The organism is Peribacillus muralis, from assembly GCF_001645685.2.
Classification (GTDB): Bacteria; Bacillota; Bacilli; order Bacillales; family DSM-1321; genus Peribacillus; species Peribacillus muralis_A.
In genome coordinates, this window is sequence record NZ_CP017080.1 from 2351391 (window position 1) to 2373459 (window position 22069).

General features: G+C 39.7%; 21 protein-coding genes. 13 read left to right on the plus strand and 8 right to left on the minus strand.

Annotation, left to right across the window (positions count from 1 at the left end):
* Positions 1–84 precede the first annotated feature (84 nt).
* Positions 85–462: a VOC family protein gene (locus ABE28_RS11445; protein ID WP_064465089.1), complete on the plus strand. Its 378-nt coding sequence runs from the start codon at positions 85–87 to the stop codon at positions 460–462.
* Between the two features lie 70 nt (positions 463–532).
* On the opposite strand, the gene ABE28_RS11450 is transcribed toward ABE28_RS11445, so the two are convergent.
* A complete protein-coding gene (locus tag ABE28_RS11450) occupies positions 533–853 on the minus strand; it encodes a 2Fe-2S iron-sulfur cluster-binding protein (protein ID WP_064465088.1) in 321 nt (106 codons plus the stop codon).
* A gap of 287 nt (positions 854–1140) precedes the next feature.
* Between ABE28_RS11450 and cdaS the strand changes: the two genes are divergently transcribed.
* From cdaS to ABE28_RS11510, 12 genes are all read left to right on the plus strand, one after another.
* Positions 1141–1761, plus strand: coding sequence for a sporulation-specific diadenylate cyclase CdaS (cdaS, locus tag ABE28_RS11455; protein WP_083232050.1), 621 nt, complete (start codon positions 1141–1143; stop codon positions 1759–1761).
* Between the two features lie 246 nt (positions 1762–2007).
* Entirely contained in the window at positions 2008–2754 is a 747-nt protein-coding gene (gene map, locus ABE28_RS11460; RefSeq protein WP_064465087.1) for a type I methionyl aminopeptidase, read from the plus strand.
* Positions 2755–2981: 227 nt separating this feature from the next.
* Positions 2982–3350 (plus strand): hypothetical protein, encoded by a 369-nt coding sequence (locus ABE28_RS11465; protein ID WP_083232051.1) that lies wholly within the window; start codon positions 2982–2984, stop codon positions 3348–3350.
* A 283-nt stretch (positions 3351–3633) separates the two neighbouring features.
* Complete coding sequence (locus ABE28_RS11470) at positions 3634–4395, plus strand: PadR family transcriptional regulator (protein ID WP_064465086.1); 762 nt, start codon at positions 3634–3636, stop codon at positions 4393–4395.
* A gap of 106 nt (positions 4396–4501) precedes the next feature.
* Complete coding sequence (locus ABE28_RS11475; RefSeq protein WP_064465085.1) at positions 4502–5749, plus strand: GTPase; 1248 nt, start codon at positions 4502–4504, stop codon at positions 5747–5749.
* A gap of 123 nt (positions 5750–5872) precedes the next feature.
* A complete protein-coding gene (locus ABE28_RS11480) occupies positions 5873–7015 on the plus strand; it encodes an acyl-CoA dehydrogenase family protein (protein ID WP_064465084.1) in 1143 nt (380 codons plus the stop codon).
* 224 nt (positions 7016–7239) lie between these two features.
* Positions 7240–8508 carry a sensor histidine kinase gene (locus ABE28_RS11485; RefSeq protein ID WP_064465083.1) on the plus strand — a complete coding sequence of 423 codons (1269 nt, stop codon included), beginning with the start codon at positions 7240–7242 and terminating at the stop codon, positions 8506–8508.
* Between the two features lie 107 nt (positions 8509–8615).
* A complete protein-coding gene (locus tag ABE28_RS11490; protein ID WP_064465082.1) occupies positions 8616–10604 on the plus strand; it encodes an acetoacetate--CoA ligase in 1989 nt (662 codons plus the stop codon).
* A 372-nt stretch (positions 10605–10976) separates the two neighbouring features.
* Positions 10977–11978 carry an NAD(P)H-dependent flavin oxidoreductase gene (locus ABE28_RS11495; protein ID WP_257390778.1) on the plus strand — a complete coding sequence of 334 codons (1002 nt, stop codon included), beginning with the start codon at positions 10977–10979 and terminating at the stop codon, positions 11976–11978.
* Between the two features lie 87 nt (positions 11979–12065).
* Entirely contained in the window at positions 12066–12665 is a 600-nt protein-coding gene (locus ABE28_RS11500) for a hypothetical protein (protein ID WP_064465081.1), read from the plus strand.
* 317 nt (positions 12666–12982) lie between these two features.
* Positions 12983–13483, plus strand: coding sequence for a nucleotidyltransferase (locus ABE28_RS11505; RefSeq protein WP_064465080.1), 501 nt, complete (start codon positions 12983–12985; stop codon positions 13481–13483).
* A gap of 584 nt (positions 13484–14067) precedes the next feature.
* Positions 14068–14340 (plus strand): hypothetical protein, encoded by a 273-nt coding sequence (locus ABE28_RS11510; protein ID WP_083232055.1) that lies wholly within the window; start codon positions 14068–14070, stop codon positions 14338–14340.
* A gap of 602 nt (positions 14341–14942) precedes the next feature.
* On the opposite strand, the gene ABE28_RS11515 is transcribed toward ABE28_RS11510, so the two are convergent.
* From ABE28_RS11515 to ABE28_RS11545, 7 genes are all read right to left on the minus strand, one after another.
* Positions 14943–15857: a fumarylacetoacetate hydrolase family protein gene (locus ABE28_RS11515; protein WP_064465078.1), complete on the minus strand. Its 915-nt coding sequence runs from the start codon at positions 15855–15857 to the stop codon at positions 14943–14945.
* A 62-nt stretch (positions 15858–15919) separates the two neighbouring features.
* On the minus strand, positions 15920–16690 hold the full coding sequence (locus ABE28_RS11520; RefSeq protein ID WP_064465077.1) for an SDR family NAD(P)-dependent oxidoreductase: 771 nt from the start codon (positions 16688–16690) through the stop codon (positions 15920–15922).
* Between the two features lie 57 nt (positions 16691–16747).
* Positions 16748–18217 carry an alpha-ketoglutaric semialdehyde dehydrogenase GucD gene (gene gucD, locus ABE28_RS11525; RefSeq protein ID WP_064465076.1) on the minus strand — a complete coding sequence of 490 codons (1470 nt, stop codon included), beginning with the start codon at positions 18215–18217 and terminating at the stop codon, positions 16748–16750.
* Positions 18218–18269: 52 nt separating this feature from the next.
* On the minus strand, positions 18270–19169 hold the full coding sequence (locus ABE28_RS11530) for a fumarylacetoacetate hydrolase family protein (RefSeq protein WP_064465075.1): 900 nt from the start codon (positions 19167–19169) through the stop codon (positions 18270–18272).
* A gap of 31 nt (positions 19170–19200) precedes the next feature.
* Positions 19201–20484: a TRAP transporter large permease gene (locus ABE28_RS11535; RefSeq protein ID WP_064465074.1), complete on the minus strand. Its 1284-nt coding sequence runs from the start codon at positions 20482–20484 to the stop codon at positions 19201–19203.
* A 1-nt stretch (position 20485) separates the two neighbouring features.
* Positions 20486–20971 (minus strand): TRAP transporter small permease, encoded by a 486-nt coding sequence (locus ABE28_RS11540; RefSeq protein ID WP_064465073.1) that lies wholly within the window; start codon positions 20969–20971, stop codon positions 20486–20488.
* 86 nt (positions 20972–21057) lie between these two features.
* A complete protein-coding gene (locus ABE28_RS11545; protein WP_064465072.1) occupies positions 21058–22062 on the minus strand; it encodes a C4-dicarboxylate TRAP transporter substrate-binding protein in 1005 nt (334 codons plus the stop codon).
* Between the last annotated feature and the right edge of the window lie 7 nt (positions 22063–22069).

Sequence of the window (22069 nt, forward strand, 5' to 3'; positions counted from 1 at the left end):
TAATCATGGAGGAGTCATTACAGGATTCTGCAAACAATATTCTATGATGGACGAAACATTACTCTAGGAAATGGGGCGAAGCAGATGATCAATCAAGTAGGTCAAATTATGCTATATGTAAATAACCAGGATGAGTGCATGAAGTTTTGGACGGAAAAAGTGGGTTTTAACGTAGTTGCCGATGAGGATAACGGACACTTAAGATGGATTGAACTAGCACCGACAGCTGAAGCGCAAACGAGAATTATCCTACACAATAAAAAATTGATCGCGAAGATGCAGCCTGAATTGAATCTACAGACGCCTTCGTTAATGTTTTTCGCGGAAGATCTTGATACATTATATAAACATTATTTGGATAAGAATATCAAAGTCGGGGAAATGGTCACGATGCCTTCCGGTAAAGTATTCAATTTTGCCGATAATGAGGATAATTACTTTGCTGTCATGGAAAAAAAGTGATACAACGATAAATCTTCAAAACGACTAGAACATCCATTTTAGTCGTTTTGATTTTTAAAACTTCACTCTTTCAGTCAGCTGGCCTTGGGCCAGAGGCAAGACCTGAGCTTTCAACCGTCAGGATCGGACGAATCGCTATGTCTCCATTTACGTATATTTGACAAGATAAGCGGAGCTGATCTTCAATTCCATTTTCCTCAAAGGATTTTTTTTCTTCATTCGAGATTTCAAGAAAATCACCTGCCAATACCTCTACCCTGCATGTCGTGCACTTACCCTTCCCGCCACAGCGATGGAGGATATTTACCCCGTTATCTTCCAATGCCAATACTACCTTTTTACCCATTTCAACTTCAAAAGTTCCTCGGTCATAAACCGTTACATAAGGCATTCTAACCCCTCCCACCATTTTAAGATGTTCACCAAAAATTCCCCTATTTATATCATTACCATTCCCATATGAACTAATAAAATGTGGCATCCAACCCGATTGAATGTAAAACGCAGAAAAGGAAAGAAAATCGAAGTGCCAAGCAGCCTTTCATTGGATGGATGAATAAATAGGCTGTGGAGACAAACATTAAAGACATGATTATTGCCGATCGATTGACATTTCCGGGTCAGGTTATATGATTTTATAAAAATGGGAATGAAACATTTAGTGGGGGGCGGTTAACTGTGAAGGATGGGAATTGCGATTTTTCACCGATGAAACAAATGTTGAAAGAAGATATTCGCCAGGTGATAGCGGCTTTAGAGGTTAATCTAGAGGCTATGAGTAATGAGAATGATTGCTTACTCGGGAATTTCGAAAAAATTAAAGAAAAATTTGCCTCCATTGATATGAAAGCTGCCACTTTTTATTTAAACTGCTATTTATCTCCCTTTACGGACAAATATCCTCAAATATCAATAGGTGTCCAAAATCTGTCTAATCGAAGGCATGGTGGATTAATTGTGATTGAGCGGCAGGATTCTCTGGAAACGTTAATTCAACCGGGCATTTCCATAGGAGCAGAGTTAACACATTCTTTACTGGAGTCGATTTTTTTTCCGGGAAATCCCCTTCATGATGGTGCAGTGCTGGTCAGTCATAACCATATCGCTTCGGCTGCAAATGTTCTTCCGCTCTCAGCAAGAACAACTGGGGGCAAAAAATTAGGAACGCGGCATAGAGCTGCTTTAGGCTTAACTGAACGAAGCGACGCGCTTGTATTGGTTGTTTCAGAGGAAACAGGCAGAGTATCCTTTGCGTTAAATGGAAATCTGTACCCCATCTCTAATCAGGGGGTACATTAACTAACGATTGTAAGTGAAGGGATCCTCACTAAAAAATTTTCATTTTTCAATAATGGTACGGATTAAAGATTTACGAATCGAGATCTTGAAATTCAGCTAATGCTTTGCCAAGGACAGGCGAAAGGCGATAAAATTGTTAACCCGGCCATTTTTACCGGGTTTTTGGTTGCTTTTTATATAAAAAAAGGCATATGATAAATGAGGAGATTCAATCAGATTAGATATGACATGAAAGAGGATTTTTACATGATAACCATTAAAAGCGAACGAGAAATACAGTTAATGCACGAAGCGGGTAAACTTCTTGCTGCGACGCATAGAGAAATTGCTAATATGATCAAACCGGGCATCACGACTTGGGAAATTGAAGAGTTTGTTGATCAATACCTGGCAGAGCATGGAGCAACGCCGGAGCAAAAGGGCTACAACGGGTATAAATACGCAACGTGTGCATCTGTGAATGATGTAATTTGCCACGGATTCCCGCAAAAGAAAGCCTTGAAAGAGGGAGACATCGTAACGATTGATATGGTCGTGAATCTTAACGGCGGTTTGGCCGATTCCGCTTGGACATATGCTGTCGGTCAGGTTTCAGAAGAGACGCAGCGTTTGATGGATGTAACCAAGAATGCTTTATATAAAGGCATCGAAGTTGCACGGGCAGGAAATCGCCTGGGAGACATCGGCCATGCAATCCAATCATATGCCGAGGGTGAAAAGTTTTCGGTGGTCCGCGATTTCACTGGTCACGGGATCGGTAAAACGATGCACGAAGACCCAACCGTCCTTCACTATGGCAAACCAGGTAAAGGTGCCCGCTTAAAGGAAGGTATGGTCATCACGATCGAACCTATGCTGAATGCAGGAACATGGCATATGAAAATGGATCAAGACGGCTGGACGGCGAGAACGGCAGATGGAAAATTATCCGCTCAATATGAACATACACTGGTCATCACGAAAGCAGAACCGATCATTTTAACTGAACAGTAAGCGCAAACGGCGGACCCGGATAGAACTCTTGGGTCTGTCTTTTTTTTGAACTCTCCCCATTTTCATACATCTTCGGTAATGCGCAAGAACGAGGAAGGCGTCAGCAGGTTTATTATCTTAAAAATAAGACGGCGGCAATAAGCTGGTCATTCATTACGGTACTGTAGGAGATACTGGATAGACCGAAAAAAAAGAAGGTAGTGTCTTTTCAAATGCGGATAAATTGAATGAATGAACGAGCGGATGAAAAAGGCAATGAAGGCTGTGGCTACCTGTATGAAGATGAATTTTTCCAGCTTGTCGTTCAATACAGGTATGATTCGGAAGAAGAGAGGAACACGACGCTTGAAAAGAGACAGGAAGTAGAGGATTTAATGAACGGATGTTTAAGCTGGGAGGGAAATGGTACGTGTGATGGCGGGGATTTAGGCAGCGGTACGGCTAACATGTTCCACTTTTTAGTATATTTGGTGAAAGCTGCACAAACCAGCCTTGATGAGCTTACGGATAACGACCTTCTGGTAGGAGTATATAGCTTTATTAAATCCGGAAGACGAGGAATCTTTGCCCTTATATCCAGAAGGTGCCGATATTGAGCTCATGTAAACGGTCATGGAAATATCTCGATTTGCCATAAAAATCTAGATCAATCATCGATTTTAAAGGAATGCCTCATTACTTAATTTCATAATATCCCACAAGCAACCTCGTCAGAATATTGTGAATTCGATCATCGCACCATGGAATGAGCCCTGAAAATTAGTACTTGGCAGTTAAGCATTAAAAACTTTACTATTATGTGGCAGCACAGGATAATAAGGGAGAAGGAAGAAATGTTTATTAGCATCATCATTAAAGAATATGAAGGAGGTATGGGAAGTGAAAAAAGGGGAAAAACCGTCTGCAACGGTAGAATCGGTCGGATTAAGCCAGCGAGAATTTTTAACGATTTTTTTACTCCATTCCTTGAAAATAAAAGCGAATTATCCACGGGCGATTCATCAGGACCTGAAAAATACGTTCACAGGGAAAGTGCATAGCTATGACTATTTATGTAAGATTTCCAATATGCTTGTAGAATCCAATCATTTATCCCTATACACGGATAAGGGCAGGAATTATTATCAGATCACTGAAAAAGGAATGGAGCTATATTCCTGGTATCAAGAGAATTTCCTTGAACGGTTTTCCGAAGTGAAAAAGGTTATTGACCGGTTCATGTTCGATTTGCGGGGGTCCGGTGAACATCCCCCTGTTACAAAAGAACTTCCTGAAGAATATCGATCGTATTTCTCGAAAATAATTTCCGTAAAGGACCTTGTCCGATACGTCACCTTAAAAGCAGCTTTCACAAAGAAGCCCATTTATATGGGGGAAATCGGCGAATTGCTTAAAAATCAGTTTGGCTGGATTGCTTCTAACGGCTATTTATACGATTTATCTCATGAAATGGAAGAGACCGGTCTACTTGTCGGCAGATGGGAAAGTGAAAAACGTACGAAACGGTATTTGCGAATTACTGATGAGGGTCAGCATCATTATAAACAGATTGCGGATTCGGCCGCCTTTCAAGTGCAGGAAATCCAAAAATACATGGCAAGTGTCGTTATGTTCTTAAAAGAAAAGTCATTGATGAAATGAAAGCGTACCCCATAAGATTGTATGGAAGATTCAAATTACAGGCTTATCTTGAATCATTCAAGGGTAAAACTCATTAAAAACACTTCATATCATGGGGGAATGCATAATGGTAGAAAAACACGATGAAATGGGCAGCATATTCAGTTTCATAAAAGGCCAAGTCGACAAACTGCCCATTTCCAATTCCAAAAAGAACAAAATGCTTGACCAACTCCTAAAACTTAAAACGATGACAGTCGATGCAAGGGAACCGCGAATTGCACTTGTCGGCAGGCGCGGCTCGGGAAAATCATCCTTGATCAATGCGATGTTTGGTCAAGAACGGCAATATGTCAGTTCTGTAAAATCCGGAACGGGTAAAGGGAAATGGCTTTGGTATCCGAGTGATGCCAATCCGAAAATTCGTCTATTGGACTCCCGGGGATTAGGCGAAAGTGAAGCACCGACAGAGGAATTCGAAGAAGAAACCCCATTGGAAGAAATAATGAAGGCGGTCACGGAAGAACAGCCTGATGTGTTTCTTTTCTTGATTAAAGCAAAGGAGGCCGACTCTCGGATTGAAGAGGATTTACAAGAGCTGAATAAGCTGCGTACAATCGTCAAGGAGAAACACCATTACGACGTGCCTGTCATCTGTGTGGTCACCCAAGTGGATGAACTGGATCCTCCGCATTATAAACAAGCACCTTTTGATGCCAATCCCAAGAAAAAACAGAATATTGAAGAGGCCATGCTGCTGGTGTCGAAGCGATTTGATGAAAATGACATTCCGCTCTTGAACATCATTCCGATTTGTTCTTATATTGATTTTGATGAAAACGGGAATATTGAATATGATATGCGTTGGAACATCGATTTACTTTCGGATTATTTAATCGAGGCCTTACCCAGTGAAGCGAAACTGAAGACAGCCAAGGCGATCCAGAGTCAATTCGTCAAGAAAAAATTTGCACGAACGATCGTAGGGACCTTTACGGCCATTGCCGGCATTATCGGAGCAGAACCGATTCCTTTTGCCGATTTTCCAATACTGACAGGAATTCAAGGCTTGATGATCGTGGTCATCGGTTTCATTGCCGATAAAGATATCAATACCAAATCGGCGAGTGAGTTCATTGCGGCATTAGGAATCAATGTAGGCATCGGTCTCCTTGTCAGGGAAGGAGTCAGGGCAGCGGTCCGCTTCATTCCAGTTGCAGGTATAGCCGTTTCAGGTGCGGTCGCCGGTGGAGTGACTTATGGCATCGGTCATGCTGCGATTGCCTACTTCGTAGAAAACAAAGATATCGATCAGGCAAAGAACGCTTATAAAAACGCCAACAAGAACTATAAAAATGAAGACGATGAATCTTGATAAGCAAATTGAAATCATAAACTCCACTAAAGTGATATGATAAAGGGGAGTTCTAGTGGTGAAGGGGTTGGTTTTACTGCTGGATGGTTCGGTAGATCGCTTATCATGGAAGGGGTGTTCTTCATGCTTTTTTTTCAATCACGGAAGCAAAAAGAGTATATACAAAAGTTGGAGGAAGCGATACAAGGCTTTGCAAATCGATCAGAAACGATCGATGCGACAAATGGTTTCCCTTTTGAGAATATTAAGGAATTAAAGGCTTTCGGCTATCCAAAACTAACGCTGGCAAAAGAGTATGGAGGTCATGGAGGGACACTGTATGATTTTCTTCTATGCCAGGAAAAAATAGCTCAATACTGCGGCCCCACATCCTTAGGCATTGGGTGGCACGTCGGAACGGTGCTGTCGTTAATGGAGAGGAAGCCGTGGGAAAAAGGAGTCATGGATGAATTGTTCCAAGAAGTGTCAGCAGGCGCCCTTGTCAATACGGCGGCCTCAGAGGCTGGAACTGGAAGTCCGACACGCGGAGGCCGGCCTGAGACGATCGCCATCAAAAAAGGCGAACAATGGATTTTGAATGGAAGGAAGACGTTTACGACCCTTTCTCCTGTCCTGGACATTTTTCTTGTGAGTGCATGGGTACCCGAGGATGAACTGGTCGGCACTTTCTTCGTTCATCGTGATCTAGTGGGTGTAGATATAGAAGAAACGTGGGATATGATTTCCATGCAAGGAACGGGAAGTCATGACTTGGTATTAACGGACGTCAGTTTACCAGAAAAGTATTATGTGCATAAAAGCAAGCCAGGTGAAAAACGGAAGCCCGAAGCATGGCTCTTACATATACCAGCCTGCTATTTGGGCATTGCAGTAGCTGCCAGAAATTATGCCGTGGAATTTGCGAAAACATATTCACCCAATAGCTTACCAGGACCTATAAGGGACCTTCCAAATGTTCAGAGGATAATTGGAGAAATGGAACTTGAGTTAAGTGAAGCACACCATTTCCTATATTCTGTAGCAGAAAAGTGGGAACAGCATCCAGACGAACGTGAAGCTTTAGCGAAACAATTGGGAGCCGTCAAATTATCCGTCGTCAACAAAGCGCTCTCCATCGTCGACAAGGCGATGAGAGTCGTTGGTGCCAAAAGCTTACAGCGGCAAAATCCGCTGCAACGCTACTATAGGGATGTGCGTGCAGGGCTTCATAATCCTCCAATGGATGATGCGACCATCACGATGCTCGCAAAATCGGCACTTTATTAAATAAATCGATGAATCTTATTGGCACTGAAATGGCTTGGTCGTTTCAGTGCTTTTTCCTGTTCATTTACACACACGAACCTTACCAATACAAGCTTCCCCGTTCCTTTTGACACCAGCCGTTTTTACTTCACATTCTGATAGTTTTACTAGCTTATCGTACTCTATCTTGTTATGATTTATGTACCTTTCTAAATCTTCGAAAAATATCGAAAGTCCGGTGAAAAATGAATCTCATGACAAAGGATTTGCTGATTAACTTTTTAATTATTCTTTTTCCGATCTTTTTGGCGCATGTAATCTATCTAGTGAAGTATGTGTACCGTTTGAAAGCTATAAAGGGCTGGTTCCTGGCCGTCTTTCCGATTCTTTCACTCGTTCTCTGTATGTTATTTCCAGTTGTTACGGAAGAGGATTTCGTTTGGGATCTTCGATGGATTCCTTTTATTTTAGGGGGGTTATATGGTGGTTACCGGTTAGGTATGATATTAATAGTGATTACCCTGCTTATTCGTTATTTAACTGGTGGGGAAAGTGGATTTTATGTAGCCTGCATCACTTTTCCGTTCATTGGCGTTTCCCTATTTTTCATTTCAAAATACTATCTGAAAATATCAGTCGCTAAGAAAATCGTCGTCGGTATAGCATTGACTTTTCTTGTCCATATTCTTACAGATTTTGTTTCGACTCAACTATTTGGCTTAACCATAGGGATAAGCTTATGGAAACAGTATTTTTTCATTCAAGTGATAGGAATCGTCATTGTCATCATCCTTTGGGAGGTGATCATAGCGAATTTCCAGGTGCTTGAAAAGTTAGTGAAAGCGGAAAAGTTGCAAATCGTTAGCCACCTTGCCGCAAGCATTTCCCATGAAGTCCGTAATCCGCTTACCGTGACCAGGGGATATATCCAAATGTTAAGTGAAGACGTATCCCCGCAAACCAAGGTGAAGTATGCAACTATTGCCTTGCAGGAATTAGATCGAGCCACTGACGTCATCAATGATTATTTGACGTTTGCTTCCATCTGTCCTGAAAATAGAGAGCGGTTGCGAATCTCCGCTGAAATCAAAGAGGTCGTGAATAGCATTAAGCCATTGGCAAGCAAGAATGGAATTGAATTGAAGGTATCCATTTTTGCCGATGAAGCTTACTATATCGTGGGGGAAAGCAAAAAATTTCAACAAAGCCTGTTCAATATCATCAAAAATGGAATTGAATCAATGTCTGAGGGGGTATTATCTCTCCATGTATTTCACGTTGCTGCGACCATCCAAATAAAAATTCAAGATCAAGGTATTGGAATGTCCCAAGAACAAATAGATCGTTTAGGTGAACCTTACTTCACGACAAAAAATACCGGAACGGGATTGGGAATGATGGTAACATACAGTGTAATCAAAAGCATGGATGGCATGATATACGTGTCAAGTGAACAGGGGAAAGGAACCTGCTTCTCTCTTAACCTTCCGATTCATTCCTACGAATCCAATTAATATCCTTGTAAATTGACGGTTTTACGCGAATACATTACAATTTACTCAATCTACCAATTTTTTGAAACGATTCAATCATGCATTTGATACCTAAGGGAGATGATGGAATGAAATCGCTTACGGATGGGCAAATCATTTGGGAACCGACTAATGAACAAATCGGGCAAACGGTATTGGCTCACTATATGAAATGGTTAAAGGAAAAGAAAGGTTTAACATTTCAAGCTTATCATGAATTATGGAAATGGTCGGTTGATGAATTGGAGGAATTTTGGGCTTCGATTTGGGAGTACTGTGAGGTAAAAGCCGATCGGAAATACGATGCCATTTTATCAGAGCAATCAATGCCTGGTGCGAAGTGGTTCGAGGGCTCCAGGCTCAATTATGCAAAAAATGCATTAATGAATGAACAAGAAGAGAAAACGGCCATTTTTTTTCGTTCCGAGCACATCAAACAGAAGGAGATCAGCTGGAAGGAGCTTAAAGAACAAGTAGCTTCTGTCGCTCATTCATTAAGGAAGCTAGGCGTGAAATCCGGGGACCGGGTGGCAGCCTATATGCCAAATATACCTGAAGCCGTCATCGCTTTCCTGGCAACGGCAAGCATCGGTGCAATCTGGTCGAGCTGTTCTCCTGACTTTGGGGCAAGAAGTGTCATAGACCGCTTCAACCAGATTGAGCCGGTTGTATTACTGGCGGTTGATGGATACCAGTACAATGGAAAAGTATATGATAAAACATCGGTCGTTTCACAGCTGAAAAAAGAGTTGGTCACTGTCAAGCATACCGTGTTGGTTCCTTACATAGAAAAAAAGATTGTGGATATGGAGCCAGCTGATAGCATTCCATGGGATGACCTCCTGAATGAAAAGGCAGAACTCTTTTTTGAAAGCGTTCCCTTCGATCACCCGCTTTGGATTTTATATTCTTCAGGTACAACGGGGATGCCCAAACCAATTGTACAAGGGCATGGCGGAATCGTACTGGAGCATTTTAAATCAACAAAACTGCATCAGGGCATGACTTCAGAGGATACAGCTTTCTGGTTCACGACGACAGGCTGGATGATGTGGAATCTCCTGATGGGTGGGTTGCTTAATGAAGCGACGATCGTCCTTTATGACGGCAGTCCTTCTTTTCCGAATCCAGAGGTTCTATGGGAGCTGGCTGAAGATACTGGCATGACGTTCTTTGGAACGAGCGCTCCATTCCTTACTAATTCGATGAAATTAGGCATCAAGCCAATGGGGAAATATGATTTATCGAAATTGAAGGCTCTTTTCTCCACTGGAGCCCCTTTGTCGGGTGACGGCTACAAATGGGTATATGAGAATGTCAAGAAGGATATCTGGCTCAGTTCATCCAGTGGCGGGACGGATGTCTGTGCCGGATTTGTTGGTGGCGTTCCGACATTGCCAGTACGAATTGGAGAAATACAGGGCAGGGCGCTCGGTGTTCGCGTCGAAGCCTTTGACGAAAAGGGGCAATCATTGATTAATGAAGTAGGTGAATTGGTTATTACCAAGCCGATGCCTTCGATGCCGTTATATTTTTGGAATGATCCAAAGGGTAAAAGATATCATGAAAGTTATTTCGATACGTATCCTGGCATTTGGAAACATGGTGATTGGATAAAAATTGACGAAAAGGGAAGCTGCATCATTTATGGCCGATCCGACTCGACCATTAACCGTTCCGGAGTCCGAATGGGTACTAGTGATATTTACCGGGTCGTGGAAGCGATTGATGAGGTGATGGAAAGCCTTGTCATCGACAGGGAGGTGCTAGGGCGCGGCTCTTCTTTGCTGCTTTTCGTCGTCCTTAAGCCTGGCAGTAACCTAGATTCAACCTTAATAGCAAAGATCAAGGAGCAAATCAAAGGACAATTGTCTCCTCGCTTCATCCCAGATGAGATCCATGCCGTTGAACAAATCCCTAAAACACTGAACGGAAAGAAAATGGAAGTTCCGATCCGTAAAATGTTGTTAGGCTTCGAGATGGATAAAGTGGTGAATGCTGACTCCATGGGCAACCCTGAATCCCTTCAATTTTTCAAGGCTTTAGCCAGGGCGTTAAACGAGAAGAAAATATTCTGATAGTCAAGGCGGGGCAAAGGCTCCGTCTTTTTTACATATTGCCATGCGAATTTACAGCTATCGTGTTTTGTAACTCCCATCAACCTGTTGTAAGCGGATATAGATTCAACTATACTTAAGTTAACTTCGAATACCATCCTATTAAATGACTTCACCGTATTTTTCCCCGCGTTTAACCGTGCGTATTTTCAATCATCCATGATGTAGAGGGAAACGCAGGATATGCTTTTTACCAACTTGGAACAGCCTACGGACAATCATGTAACAAGTCGCTAAAAAATCCTTGATGATTGATACTAGCCATTAGAAGCACCTATACATGCATCTGAAAATTGCCGTAGTATACCTCGACATTGCCGAACAAACCAAACATTGAAAGGGGAATGCCAATTGAAAACGCGATTGACTGAAATGCTGGAAATTGACTATCCGATTATTTGCGGGGGGATGTTTCAAGTTGGCCGGGCGCCGCTCGCAGCTGCCGTATCCGAAGCAGGCGGACTCGGCATCATAACCTCGAAAACACAGGAAACGCCTGAACGTCTTCGTGATGAGATACGGAAAGTGAAATCCATGACGAAGAAGCCCTTCGCCGTGAACCTCAATTTATTTCCAAGCCAAACGGCTACGTCAAATGCTGACTTCATTGACATTTTAGTGCAAGAAGATGTGAGAATCGTCGAAACGAGTGGCAGAAGTCCAGAAGGATTAATGCCAAAGCTTAAAGAGCACGGCTTTATCGTGATCCATAAGGTAGCAAGTGTCAAAAATGCGATTTCTGCAGAGAAATTAGGTGTCGATGCCGTAATTATCGTTGGAAATGAAACTGGCGGCCACCCCGGTATGAGCGATGTAGGAACGCTTGTCATGCTGCCTAGAGTCGTTGACTCCGTTTCGATACCCGTTATCGCAGGCGGGGGCTTTTCAGATGGCAGAGGCCTCGTTAGCGCATTGTCCTTGGGGGCTGAGGGGATTGTCATGGGAACTCGCTTCATGGCCACTAAAGAAGCGCCCATTCATAATAATGTAAAAGACTGGATGGTAGCAGCAGATGAAATGGATACAGTCGTCATCCAAAGAAATATAGGAAGTCCGTCACGTGTAGCTTTGAACGCTGTCAGCAAGGAAGTGGACCGACTCGAAAATGAAGGAGCCACGATAGAAGACCTACTACCGCTCATAACGGGGCAAAGAAGCAAGAAGGTATATTATGAAGGCAATTTGGACGGAGGGATCTGGTCGTGTGGACAAGCCGTCGGACTGATCAAGGAAGTATTGACTGTCGACGAGTTGATCAAGCAAATCGTACATGAGGCAAATAACTCGCTCGAATTCATCCAAAATCGGCTTGAATCGATCCGTACTGACGCATAGGTTTCAGGGGATTATACCGTTTGGAGTCAATGACAATCATCTTCATCAATTAGTGAACCGGGATTGGAATGCAAGGGGGTGAATCATATGATTTGGGCATTCGTCATTTTATTTTTAGCTGTATTTACGATGGGACTCATCGGGACACCATCATGGGGGCCGTTCATCTTGATGTTCCTTTTTTTGGCTTACCTTTTCAGGTACTACTACTATCACGTTCTTTTTGGGAAAAATGCAGATACAATCAAGCATTATTTAAGGAAATCAAAAATCCCGTATTATCGCTTCATTTACGAGCTACTATACGGTAATGAAGCAGAAGCGGAAAAAACAATGAATCGCATCAAACAAAAAACAGCCAAAAATCACGCAAACGTCATGCTCCTTACTAAGCAAGAAAAGTACAAAGAGGCAAAAACACTCTTATCAAAAATGAAGGATAACAATTTCAAATTCTATTATGGTGCTGTCATATCCCTTCACGAGGGTAACCAACACGCCTACAACGCCTATAAAGAACAGATCGAGGATAACGTATACCTCTCCTGGCTTAATGCAGAGGAGTACGTCCTTGAAGGAAACACAAATGAGGCAATAGAAATAATGGATAAACAGATAAAACACTTAAGAGGCTTGAAATTACTTTCTGCCGTACATTACAGAGCTTCAATGATTCAGGATGTATAAATGGACGATTTCTCTTATGACAAATGGCGAAGAATATTTCGGTTGCACCCAGAATTTAGACAATGCATAAGTCAATCTGGTAATTGAAATGTTAAATCGCTCCCTTGATCTATCCACTTACTGCGAAGAAACATCAGCGGGTAAAAACCTTCGCAAGTTTTTTTAGACCGCTACATGAGATTGGTCCATGGCTAGCCTATAGTCAAACTATCGTTACAGACTAATTTGGACGTATTCATGCAAAAAAGGAAAAGTATGTATTTGCAGACAATTCAAAGACACATATATAGGAAAAATTCAAGAAAATGGAGGGTGAAATGGAAAAGTTTAGTGAGTTTATTAAAATTTCAAAAAAACTAAATGAGATTGGGATTATTCCTTTATTAATGGGTTCAACTGGTTTAGAAGTCCTTACAGGATTAAGCTGGGATGCTCAAGACGTAGATGTTCATGTTCCTGGTGACAAAAGAGGATGGGAAGTACCGTCTGAATCATCTATACATAATTGGCATGATATTTTAAGAACCATGAATTCAATGGGATACAGTTTGATAGATCTGCATGAACATGAGTTTACCAAAGAGGGGTTATCAGTTGAGTTTGGTATTATTGATACTTTGCCAACCTTTGCAGGCGTACAATTAACGGATTTAGAAATGCATCAAATGGAAGACGTAAAGTTTTATCTACTTAATCCCGAACAATATTTACGTGTTTACGAGGCTTCAGCTAAAGATAGTTATAGAGCAGAAAAAAATAATGATAAAGATAGTAAAAAAATTGATTTCCTAAAAAGGCTAACCGAAATTGATCGATAAAGATTTCAATAATTTTCATCGGACAATTTTTAATAGTGGAACCACACAATTACATGAAGGGTCTATAACGCGGCTGATTGGATAGCTAGGCTTTGAGGATCTATGTTATTTTCGAGTCATATCAAGCGATTATATTTAAGTGATACTTATTTATCAATTGACCAAAATATGTACACTAGAACATATCTAGAAACCTAATCATGTTCCTTTTTTCATTATCATCCAGACTTAATAGCTTATTCAGTCATCGTAAGTAAAGATAGATCACGTTGGGTGTCGATTGAAGGTAGATCTCATGCAATCTCTTATATCGTAGTACTTTTCAAGCGTTAAGCGGATTCATTGAATAGACGGCTGACCAGGTCATTATACAAACGGAGACAATACGTTGCAGCAAACAGAAGATTATGTGTTTTTAACAGGTAAGCGGAGCCTTATAGTGATAAATAGATGAATTGTTCGGCAATGTTGTTTTATTTATATAACTTTATCAGAGTGTTAACCCGTGATTTTTCTCATTTTGCCATTATTTTTATATTTCAATATAACATTATAGCCATGATTGCGGTTTGATTGGCGGTGGGGTGCTTTATCTTTTTACGAAACAAACGAAGATTTATACGAATTCCCTGTCTAAAAATGCTGAGCTCACTAATGAAAGTGAGTATGGTAAGAATTATGATTGGCCAAGTGCTTCTGAAGATAGCGGCATTCCAGCTAGCTATGAATGGGCGATTAAAGCGAATGGTTGGAATAAAGGAGAAAGAGAAGGGGCTTCCATTTTTTATACAAAGGGCGACCATAAGATCGATGTAATATCTGCAACCAAGAAACTGGATATCATTAGAGTGAAATGATTAAGTTTTTTAACCATAAATAACAATGGATTGAATCACAATATTCAATCCATTGTTATCAGAAGTTAACTGATAATTAAAAGGATTAAATAACTAATGTACCGGAGCTTATTAAAATGAATTAGTAATAACATGTAAGGCAATACACTGAAAATAAAGATGTTACAAAAAATAAGCTTCAATCAGTTAAACGAGCTTAAATAAAGTTTACGATTGATTATGTAATCAGATTAAAATGAACTATTGGTTCAGTTGTATCAAAAATCAACAGATTGTCTCACTGAGTTAAGTATTCTTGAGTTATGAGATATTATTAAAGTTCAAAATATAACTTCCTATAATATATATTATGTAAACTAGAATAATGTTGAGTTGATTAAATTCCTTCCGTGACTATTGCTTTCTCCTTTCGTATACAATAACACGATAAAAAAAGCCCTACAATGGGCTTACATACTTTAAAGGGTTTTGTTTTTCTTTTATTATCGGTGCACCTTTGTATTGTTCAAATGGAATAATATAAAAACTACAACTTTGTTTAACGGCCTCTATGATAGGAGATTTCTAGTTATAATAACTTTAATTATTTATAAAGTTTTCGTCTAGTGCACGCTCATTTTTTTCGGTGCTTCTATTTTAAATTTGTTTGTTAATGCACCAAGCTTTTCAATTTCAATTGTCACTTGATCGCCATCTTTTAAATAAATTCTTTGATCTTCACGATAACCGAATATTACTCCTTCAGGTGTTCCTGTTAAAATGATGTCCCCTGGATTTAATGTCATATGTTCTGATATATAACTTACAATTTCATTACATTTAAAAATCATATCTGATGTATTTGAGTTTTGGCGAACTTTTCCATTTACTGTTGCCTTAATAGTTAGTTGATTTGGATCTCCTACTTCAGTACTTGTTACTAAATATGGACCCACAGGGCAAAAGCCATCACAGCTTTTCCCTAACAGCCATTGGTGTGTACGAAATTGCAAATCTCGGGAGGATAAATCGTTGGAATTACAGTATCCAAATACGTAGTTTAATGCTTCGTCTTGCCCAACGTTCTTTGTTTGCTTTCCAATTACTATAGCAAGTTCTGCTTCATAATCATTTTCTTTTGAATTCAATGGCAGGTTAATAACTTCATTAGCAGCAGCAATCGTATTATTATACTTATTAAATAGGATAGGAAAATCAGGCAAAGGCATATTGGATTCCTCAGCATGCTTTTTGTAGTTTAGCCCTACACAAATAATTTTCCCGGGTCTTGGAACAGCCGGTCCATAAATTAAATCATTTTCTTCCATAAATAATCCCTCTTTATAATTTGCAGCCGCTTGTTTAATTAAAGATTCTAATAGAGGTATCCATCTCACACTATCATTTATAATTTCCTCTATTTTATTTGGAAATTCTACATTGAATAAAACAGCTGTTTTTTCAATATGTAAAACACCATGATTTGTCTTTATCCCTACCTTTAATTGACCATTTTCTTTGAATGTTAATAATTTCATTATTCGTTCCCCCATTTTCATGAAATTTTGCAAACTTTGAAAATAACTGATTGAATAACTAGCTAACTATTTTTCCCATTCACAACTCCCCCATCTATCATAAATGGAGTGCCCATCATAAATTTTGATTCATCACTTGCCAAATACAAGGCGCCATAAGCAACATCAATAGGTTTACCTAAATCACGGCTTAGTTGTCTTTCCTTAATTTTAGCTATGGCCGCTTCAGGATCGGACTCCTTTGACAAATAATCTTCAACAAATGGAGTATAAATCGTTCCAGGCATTAAAGCATTTACTCTTATGTTATATGGCGCATAATCTACTTGCATTGATCTGGTTAATGATAGTATGGCTCCTTTACTGGCAGCGTAGGAAGCTCTGTTTGCTAAACCTATTTCTGCTATGCAGGAAGACATATTGATAATGGATCCACCTTTATTTTCCATCATAAAAGGAAGAACAGCCCGAGAAACCAAGAATACGCCTGTAACATTAACCTCGAACACTCGCTTCCATAACTTTATATCTATTTCATGCAATTTCCCTACACCGCTTATCCCTGCATTATTAAAAAGAATATCGAGTGTCTGATATATATTACTTATCTCTTTCACCATCTGGTTTACACTGTTTTCATCCGTTACATCAACGTTAATAAATATGGAATCCCCATCAATTTGTTCTATCTCTTTAACCGTTGGATTCCCCCAAGATTCATTGAGATCTGCAACAATAACCTTCGCGCCTTCTTTCGCAAATAATAAAGCAGTCTCTTTTCCAATACCAGAGCCTGCCCCGGTGATAAGGGCGATTTTATCTTTCAATCGCATTGATTCCCCTCCTATCTTAATGGAAAAAAATAAATGATCCTCAAAAAAGAGATTTGATTAAGATCCTTTGACGAAGACTGTCTTAATGGCTGTATAGAATTCAATGGCTGATTGACCTTGTTCCCTTGAATGAGAGCTTGATTGCTTAATCCCTCCAAAAGGTGCCTGCAATTCTACCCCTGCACTTTCTGCGTTTATTCTAACAAGTCCAGCCTCAATGTTTTCAATGAAATTGAGCATTTTTTGTATATTAGTAGTAAAAATAGACGCACTCAAACCGAATTTAACATCGTTCGCAATATGAACGGCGTCTTCCATTGAATCTACCTTTATTAATGCAAGTACTGGTCCAAAGATTTCCTCTTGAGCGATGGTCATATGTTTATCGACTTCATCAAATATTGCCGGTTCAATAAAGTAACCATTTTCTCTCCCTTCATCCAAGAGACGATTACCGCCGAAAAGGAGTTTAGCACCCTCCTGTTTTCCTTTTTCTATATAATGTAAAACAGTATTTAATTGACGTTCACTTACACTCGGTCCCATCCATATTCCTGCATCTAATCCATTACCAATTTTGATCTCCTTAACTTTTGAAATAAGCTTTTCCTTGAATGCATCATAAACTGTACTATGGACAATGACACGACTAGTAGCTGTACACTTTTGTCCTGTTGAACGTAAACCTCCGCTAATTGTCGCTTCTACTGCCAATTCTAAATCGGCATCTTCCGCAACAATAACCGGATTTTTACCACCCATTTCAAGCTGGTATTTTGCTCCTCTTGCTAAAGCCGCTTGACCTACCGCTTTTCCCACTACATCGGAACCTGTAAAGGTAATTCCATGAATATCTGCATGGTCAGCTATTCCTTGACCAATAAGTGAACCTTGACCTGTTACAAAATTGATTACTCCATTTGGAATCCGAGCTTCATGGAAGCACTCAATGATTTTTGCTGCAGTTGCTGCAGCTTCTGTTGCCGGCTTAAAGACAACGGTATTGCCATAAATAAGCGCAGGGGCTATTTTCCATATAGGAATGGCGACTGGAAAGTTCCATGGCGTAATCACACCAACAACACCAAGAGGTGAACGTGTGGTAAACATAAAAGCGCTTGGATCGGATGATGGAATGACATCACCAACTTTTCGCATCCCTTCACCGGCATAATACCGTAAAATGGCAACACCACGCGCCGTCTCTCCTTTTGCTTCAGGGAGTGTTTTCCCCATTTCACGGGTCATCATTTCTGCAATTTCATCTATTCGTGTTTCAAGAATATCCGCTACTTTAAATAAATAGCTCCCTCGTTCAGCACCCGAAAGCTCCTTCCATTGTTTTTGTGCTCTCGCTGCTGATTCCACCGCTTTATCAAGCACTTCTTTTGTAGAGTTTGGAACATAGGCGACTATTTCATTGAACTTTGCTGGATTAATATTTTTTTCCACTTTTGAGCTCTTGGAAGCTTCCCATGAACCGTTTACAAAATTTAGGATCATTTTTACATCTGCACTTGTAACCATCTATAACCTCTCCTAGGAAATAAAATATTTTGGATAGTTGCTTATATTTGAACTAGTTTACTGCTTGATTTATTTGCACTTTTACAACGTTATTTAATTTCCCAATGCCGGGAATTTCAATTTCAACCCGATCTCCATCTATTAATGTAAATTCATTTGGAGGTACAATACATGATCCAGTTAATAATACTGTTCCAGGAAACAGGATATTATCTCTTTTTAAATAGTGTACTAACTCCTCATATCGACGTTTCAGCTGGCTTGTATTCGCAAATTCCTCAAATAAAAGTTTTTCGTCACGGAAAATCCTGCAAATAATATTAAATTGGTAAGGATCGAGTACCATATCTGCTGGAAGAATCGCCGGACCAATTGAACAAGAGCGTGCCCAAATCTTTGCTTGCGGCAAATAAAGTGGATTTTCTCCTTCTATATCCCGGCAGCTTAAATCATTCCCGATTGTATACCCAATAATTTCACCATCACAGCCCAGCACTAAACCCAATTCAGGCTCCGGAATTTGCCAATTTGAGTCACTTCTTAGGAACAGTTCCTCATTTGGTCCCATGGTCCGATCCTTAGTTGATTTAAGAAAGATTTCTGGTCTTTCTGCGTCATACACCTTATCATAAAAAGTTATGTCGTCTAATTTTCCATTTGTCGTTTCATAATTACGAGCTTCCTTACTTTTGTGATAAGTTACTCCCGCTGCCCATACTTCCGGTGACTCGATTGGCACCGCCAAATCCAGTTCCTCCAGTTGTTCAATCAAAGGTAAGCTGTCATGAATTAACTCGTTTAATAGGTCAACAGTTTTTATACTTTTATTCTTTGCTTGTTCAATTAGCTCTAGATAATCGTTATAAGGTAATGAGTAAACATTGCCTTTTTCTGTTATGGCTGCTAGGGATATCCTTTGTGATGGTTTTTGTAAATAACGAATAATCCTCAATTTAATCCACCTCATATTTTAGTCAGTTTATTTATGAAAAAATTGTAGGAATCCATAAAGAAATTCCAGGAACAAAGGCAATTAACATCGCAGCAATAATTAATATCATTAAGAAAGGGATGCTGTGTTTAATAAAGTCTTCTACTTTTGTTCCAGTTATGGAACAAGTAGTAAACATGATTGTCCCTAACGGCGGTGTGAGAGTCCCTATACTTATACATACAATAAAGAAAATCCCAAAATGAACGGAGTCTATACCATATTGCTCGAGCATTGGCATAAATAAAGGGGTTAATATAATGATAGAGACATTCCCTTCAACAAACATTCCTACAATTAATAGGAAAATAAGAATGATAATAAAGAACATCATTGGAGAAGAAATATAATCAGCCATAAGTACTGTCATTTGCTGAGGTACTTGCTCTAGAGTAAGTACCCAGGCAAATGCTGAACCTGCTGCAATGATAATTAATATGGAAGCAGCCGTATATACTGTCTCCACCAGTGCATTTATAAGTTGTTTTAATGTCATCTCACGATAAACAACTAAACCAAGAAATAATGCATAAAAGACGGCAATAGCTCCGGCTTCTGTTGCACTAAAAGCACCGAAACGAATGCCTCCAATAATAATAATTGGCAATAGCAGTGCAAGTAATGCATCCTTCAAAGAAACGAAAAATTCTTTTGCGGAAAATTTCTTCTTGTTTTCCGTTTCAAGATTATACTTTTTTGCATGAAAATGTACGTATATCATAAATATTAAACATAGAACAAGCCCAGGCAAAATACCTGCCAGAAAAAGTTTTCCAATAGACACATTTCCAACATATCCATACATAATTAACGCTATACCTGGAGGGATAATAGGTGTAATTAAAGAAGTCGCAGCTGTTAAAACGGTTGCATAAGATTTGTCGTATCCTTTTTTAACCATCTCAGGAACCAATATTTTAGATTGCATGGCAGCATCAGCAATATTTGAACCCGAAAGCCCACCCATTAATGTACTGAGCACTACATTTACTTGGGCCAAAGATCCGGGCAAAGGTCGAGTAATCACTTCTGCAAATCTAAGCATCCTCGAAGTAATACCTGTGTAGTTCATCAATACACCCGCTGTCATAAAGAAAATAATAGCCAGCAGAGGGACGGATTCGATTCCACCTACCATTCTTTGAATAAGAACTGTACTTGAAAAACTGTCATCAAACAAAAAGTAGATGGAGGTACTAACTATTAAGGCAAAAGCAATGGGGACGTTTAATAGAAATAGAACTAAAAGCACACATAATATTACTGTTATGACCAAATTAGGATCCTCCTCCTCCATTCTCAGACTGAGAAAAGTTAGATCTTGTTAATTTTCCAGTAAAATGGATTGCTGTCAGCAGCCCTCCTAACGGAACTGCAATATCAATAAATCGGTAGCTTAAACCAAGCACGGGGGTCAATTTATTTTCAGCATGAGAAGTTAAATCTAACCCGAGATACATTAATACATAAATAAGGGCATAGTATATTGCAGCAGCTCGAATAATTTCGCTGAGAATACGTAAAGGCTTTGGCATCTTTTTTACAAAGTAATCAACCCCTACATGGCCGTCACGCTTCATTGCAGAACTAATTCCTATAAAAACCATCCAAATAAATAATCCTAAAGTAATTTCTTCCGCCCAAGATATCGGGTTATTTAACACAAAACGGAAAAAAACATTCAGACTGGTAAATACAATAATTCCCGCGAGTGCAACAACCGCAATGATATCATCAATATCTTTTAACCACTTAATAACCATCTTTTTTGCTCCTTTATCAAAAAATGAATACAAGCTTAATTGACCATTAAGTATTTCAGCTTAAAGAACATGGTAGGTTTTTATTTTTATGATGGTCGATTTTCCAGTAGCATCTGTATTCTTTCATAAAGGCCCGGGGTCCAAGAAGGAAACTTATCATACACATCCTGCACTTTCTCTTTAAAAGGTTCAATGTCAACTTCATGTACTTCCACTCCCTGTTTTTCGAATTCCGCCAACACTTTTTTATCATCTTCTTCCAAAACGTCCCTTGCGTATTCCCCTGCCTCATCACCTGTTTCCTTGAGCATTTGAACAACTTCATTTGGAAGTGAGTCCATAAAATTTGTCCCTGATATCCAAGCAGTAATAAATTTCTGATGCCCTGTTAAAGAAAGATGCTTTGATACTTCGTGCGCCTTTACTCCTTCTAGTACGGGAATCGGGTTTTCTGCACCATCAATTAATCCTTGTTGCAACGAAGTATATAAATCGCCTAATGGGGTAGGAGTTGCTGCAGCACCTAAAGCCTTAAATGTCGCAATAGACATTGGATTATTAGGTACTCTAATCTTCCTGCCTTTTAAATCTTCTGGTAAGGATACCTTTTGATTACTTAAAAGATGCCTTTCACCATATACTGTGTTTGTTGATACGATACTAATTTCTTTCTCATGTAAATCACTTTTTATTTCATCAAACCAGTCTGTTGTAGTTAAGTATAATAATTCATCAAAACTCTCAACTAAATAAGGCGCATTCATAATTCCTGTATCTGGAACGTAGTCCATCAAAAAGTCATAACCAACCATTGTAATCACATTGCTCCCCATTGTTGCCTGTTCAAGCACATCCTTTTCGGAGCCCAATTGGGAACTCGGGAAAAGTCTTAGTTCAATTGCCCCATCGCTTCGTTCCTCTACTAATTCCTTCCATTTTACTGCGAGTTTATCAATAGGCTCCCCAGGTTGATTTCCATGTGCAATATTAATCACCAACTTCTCCTCAGATTCATCTGATGCAGTTGATGAACATGCAGTCATAGCAGCAATAAAGAACATTGAAACAGTAGCTAACATCAACTTTGTCATTAGATTG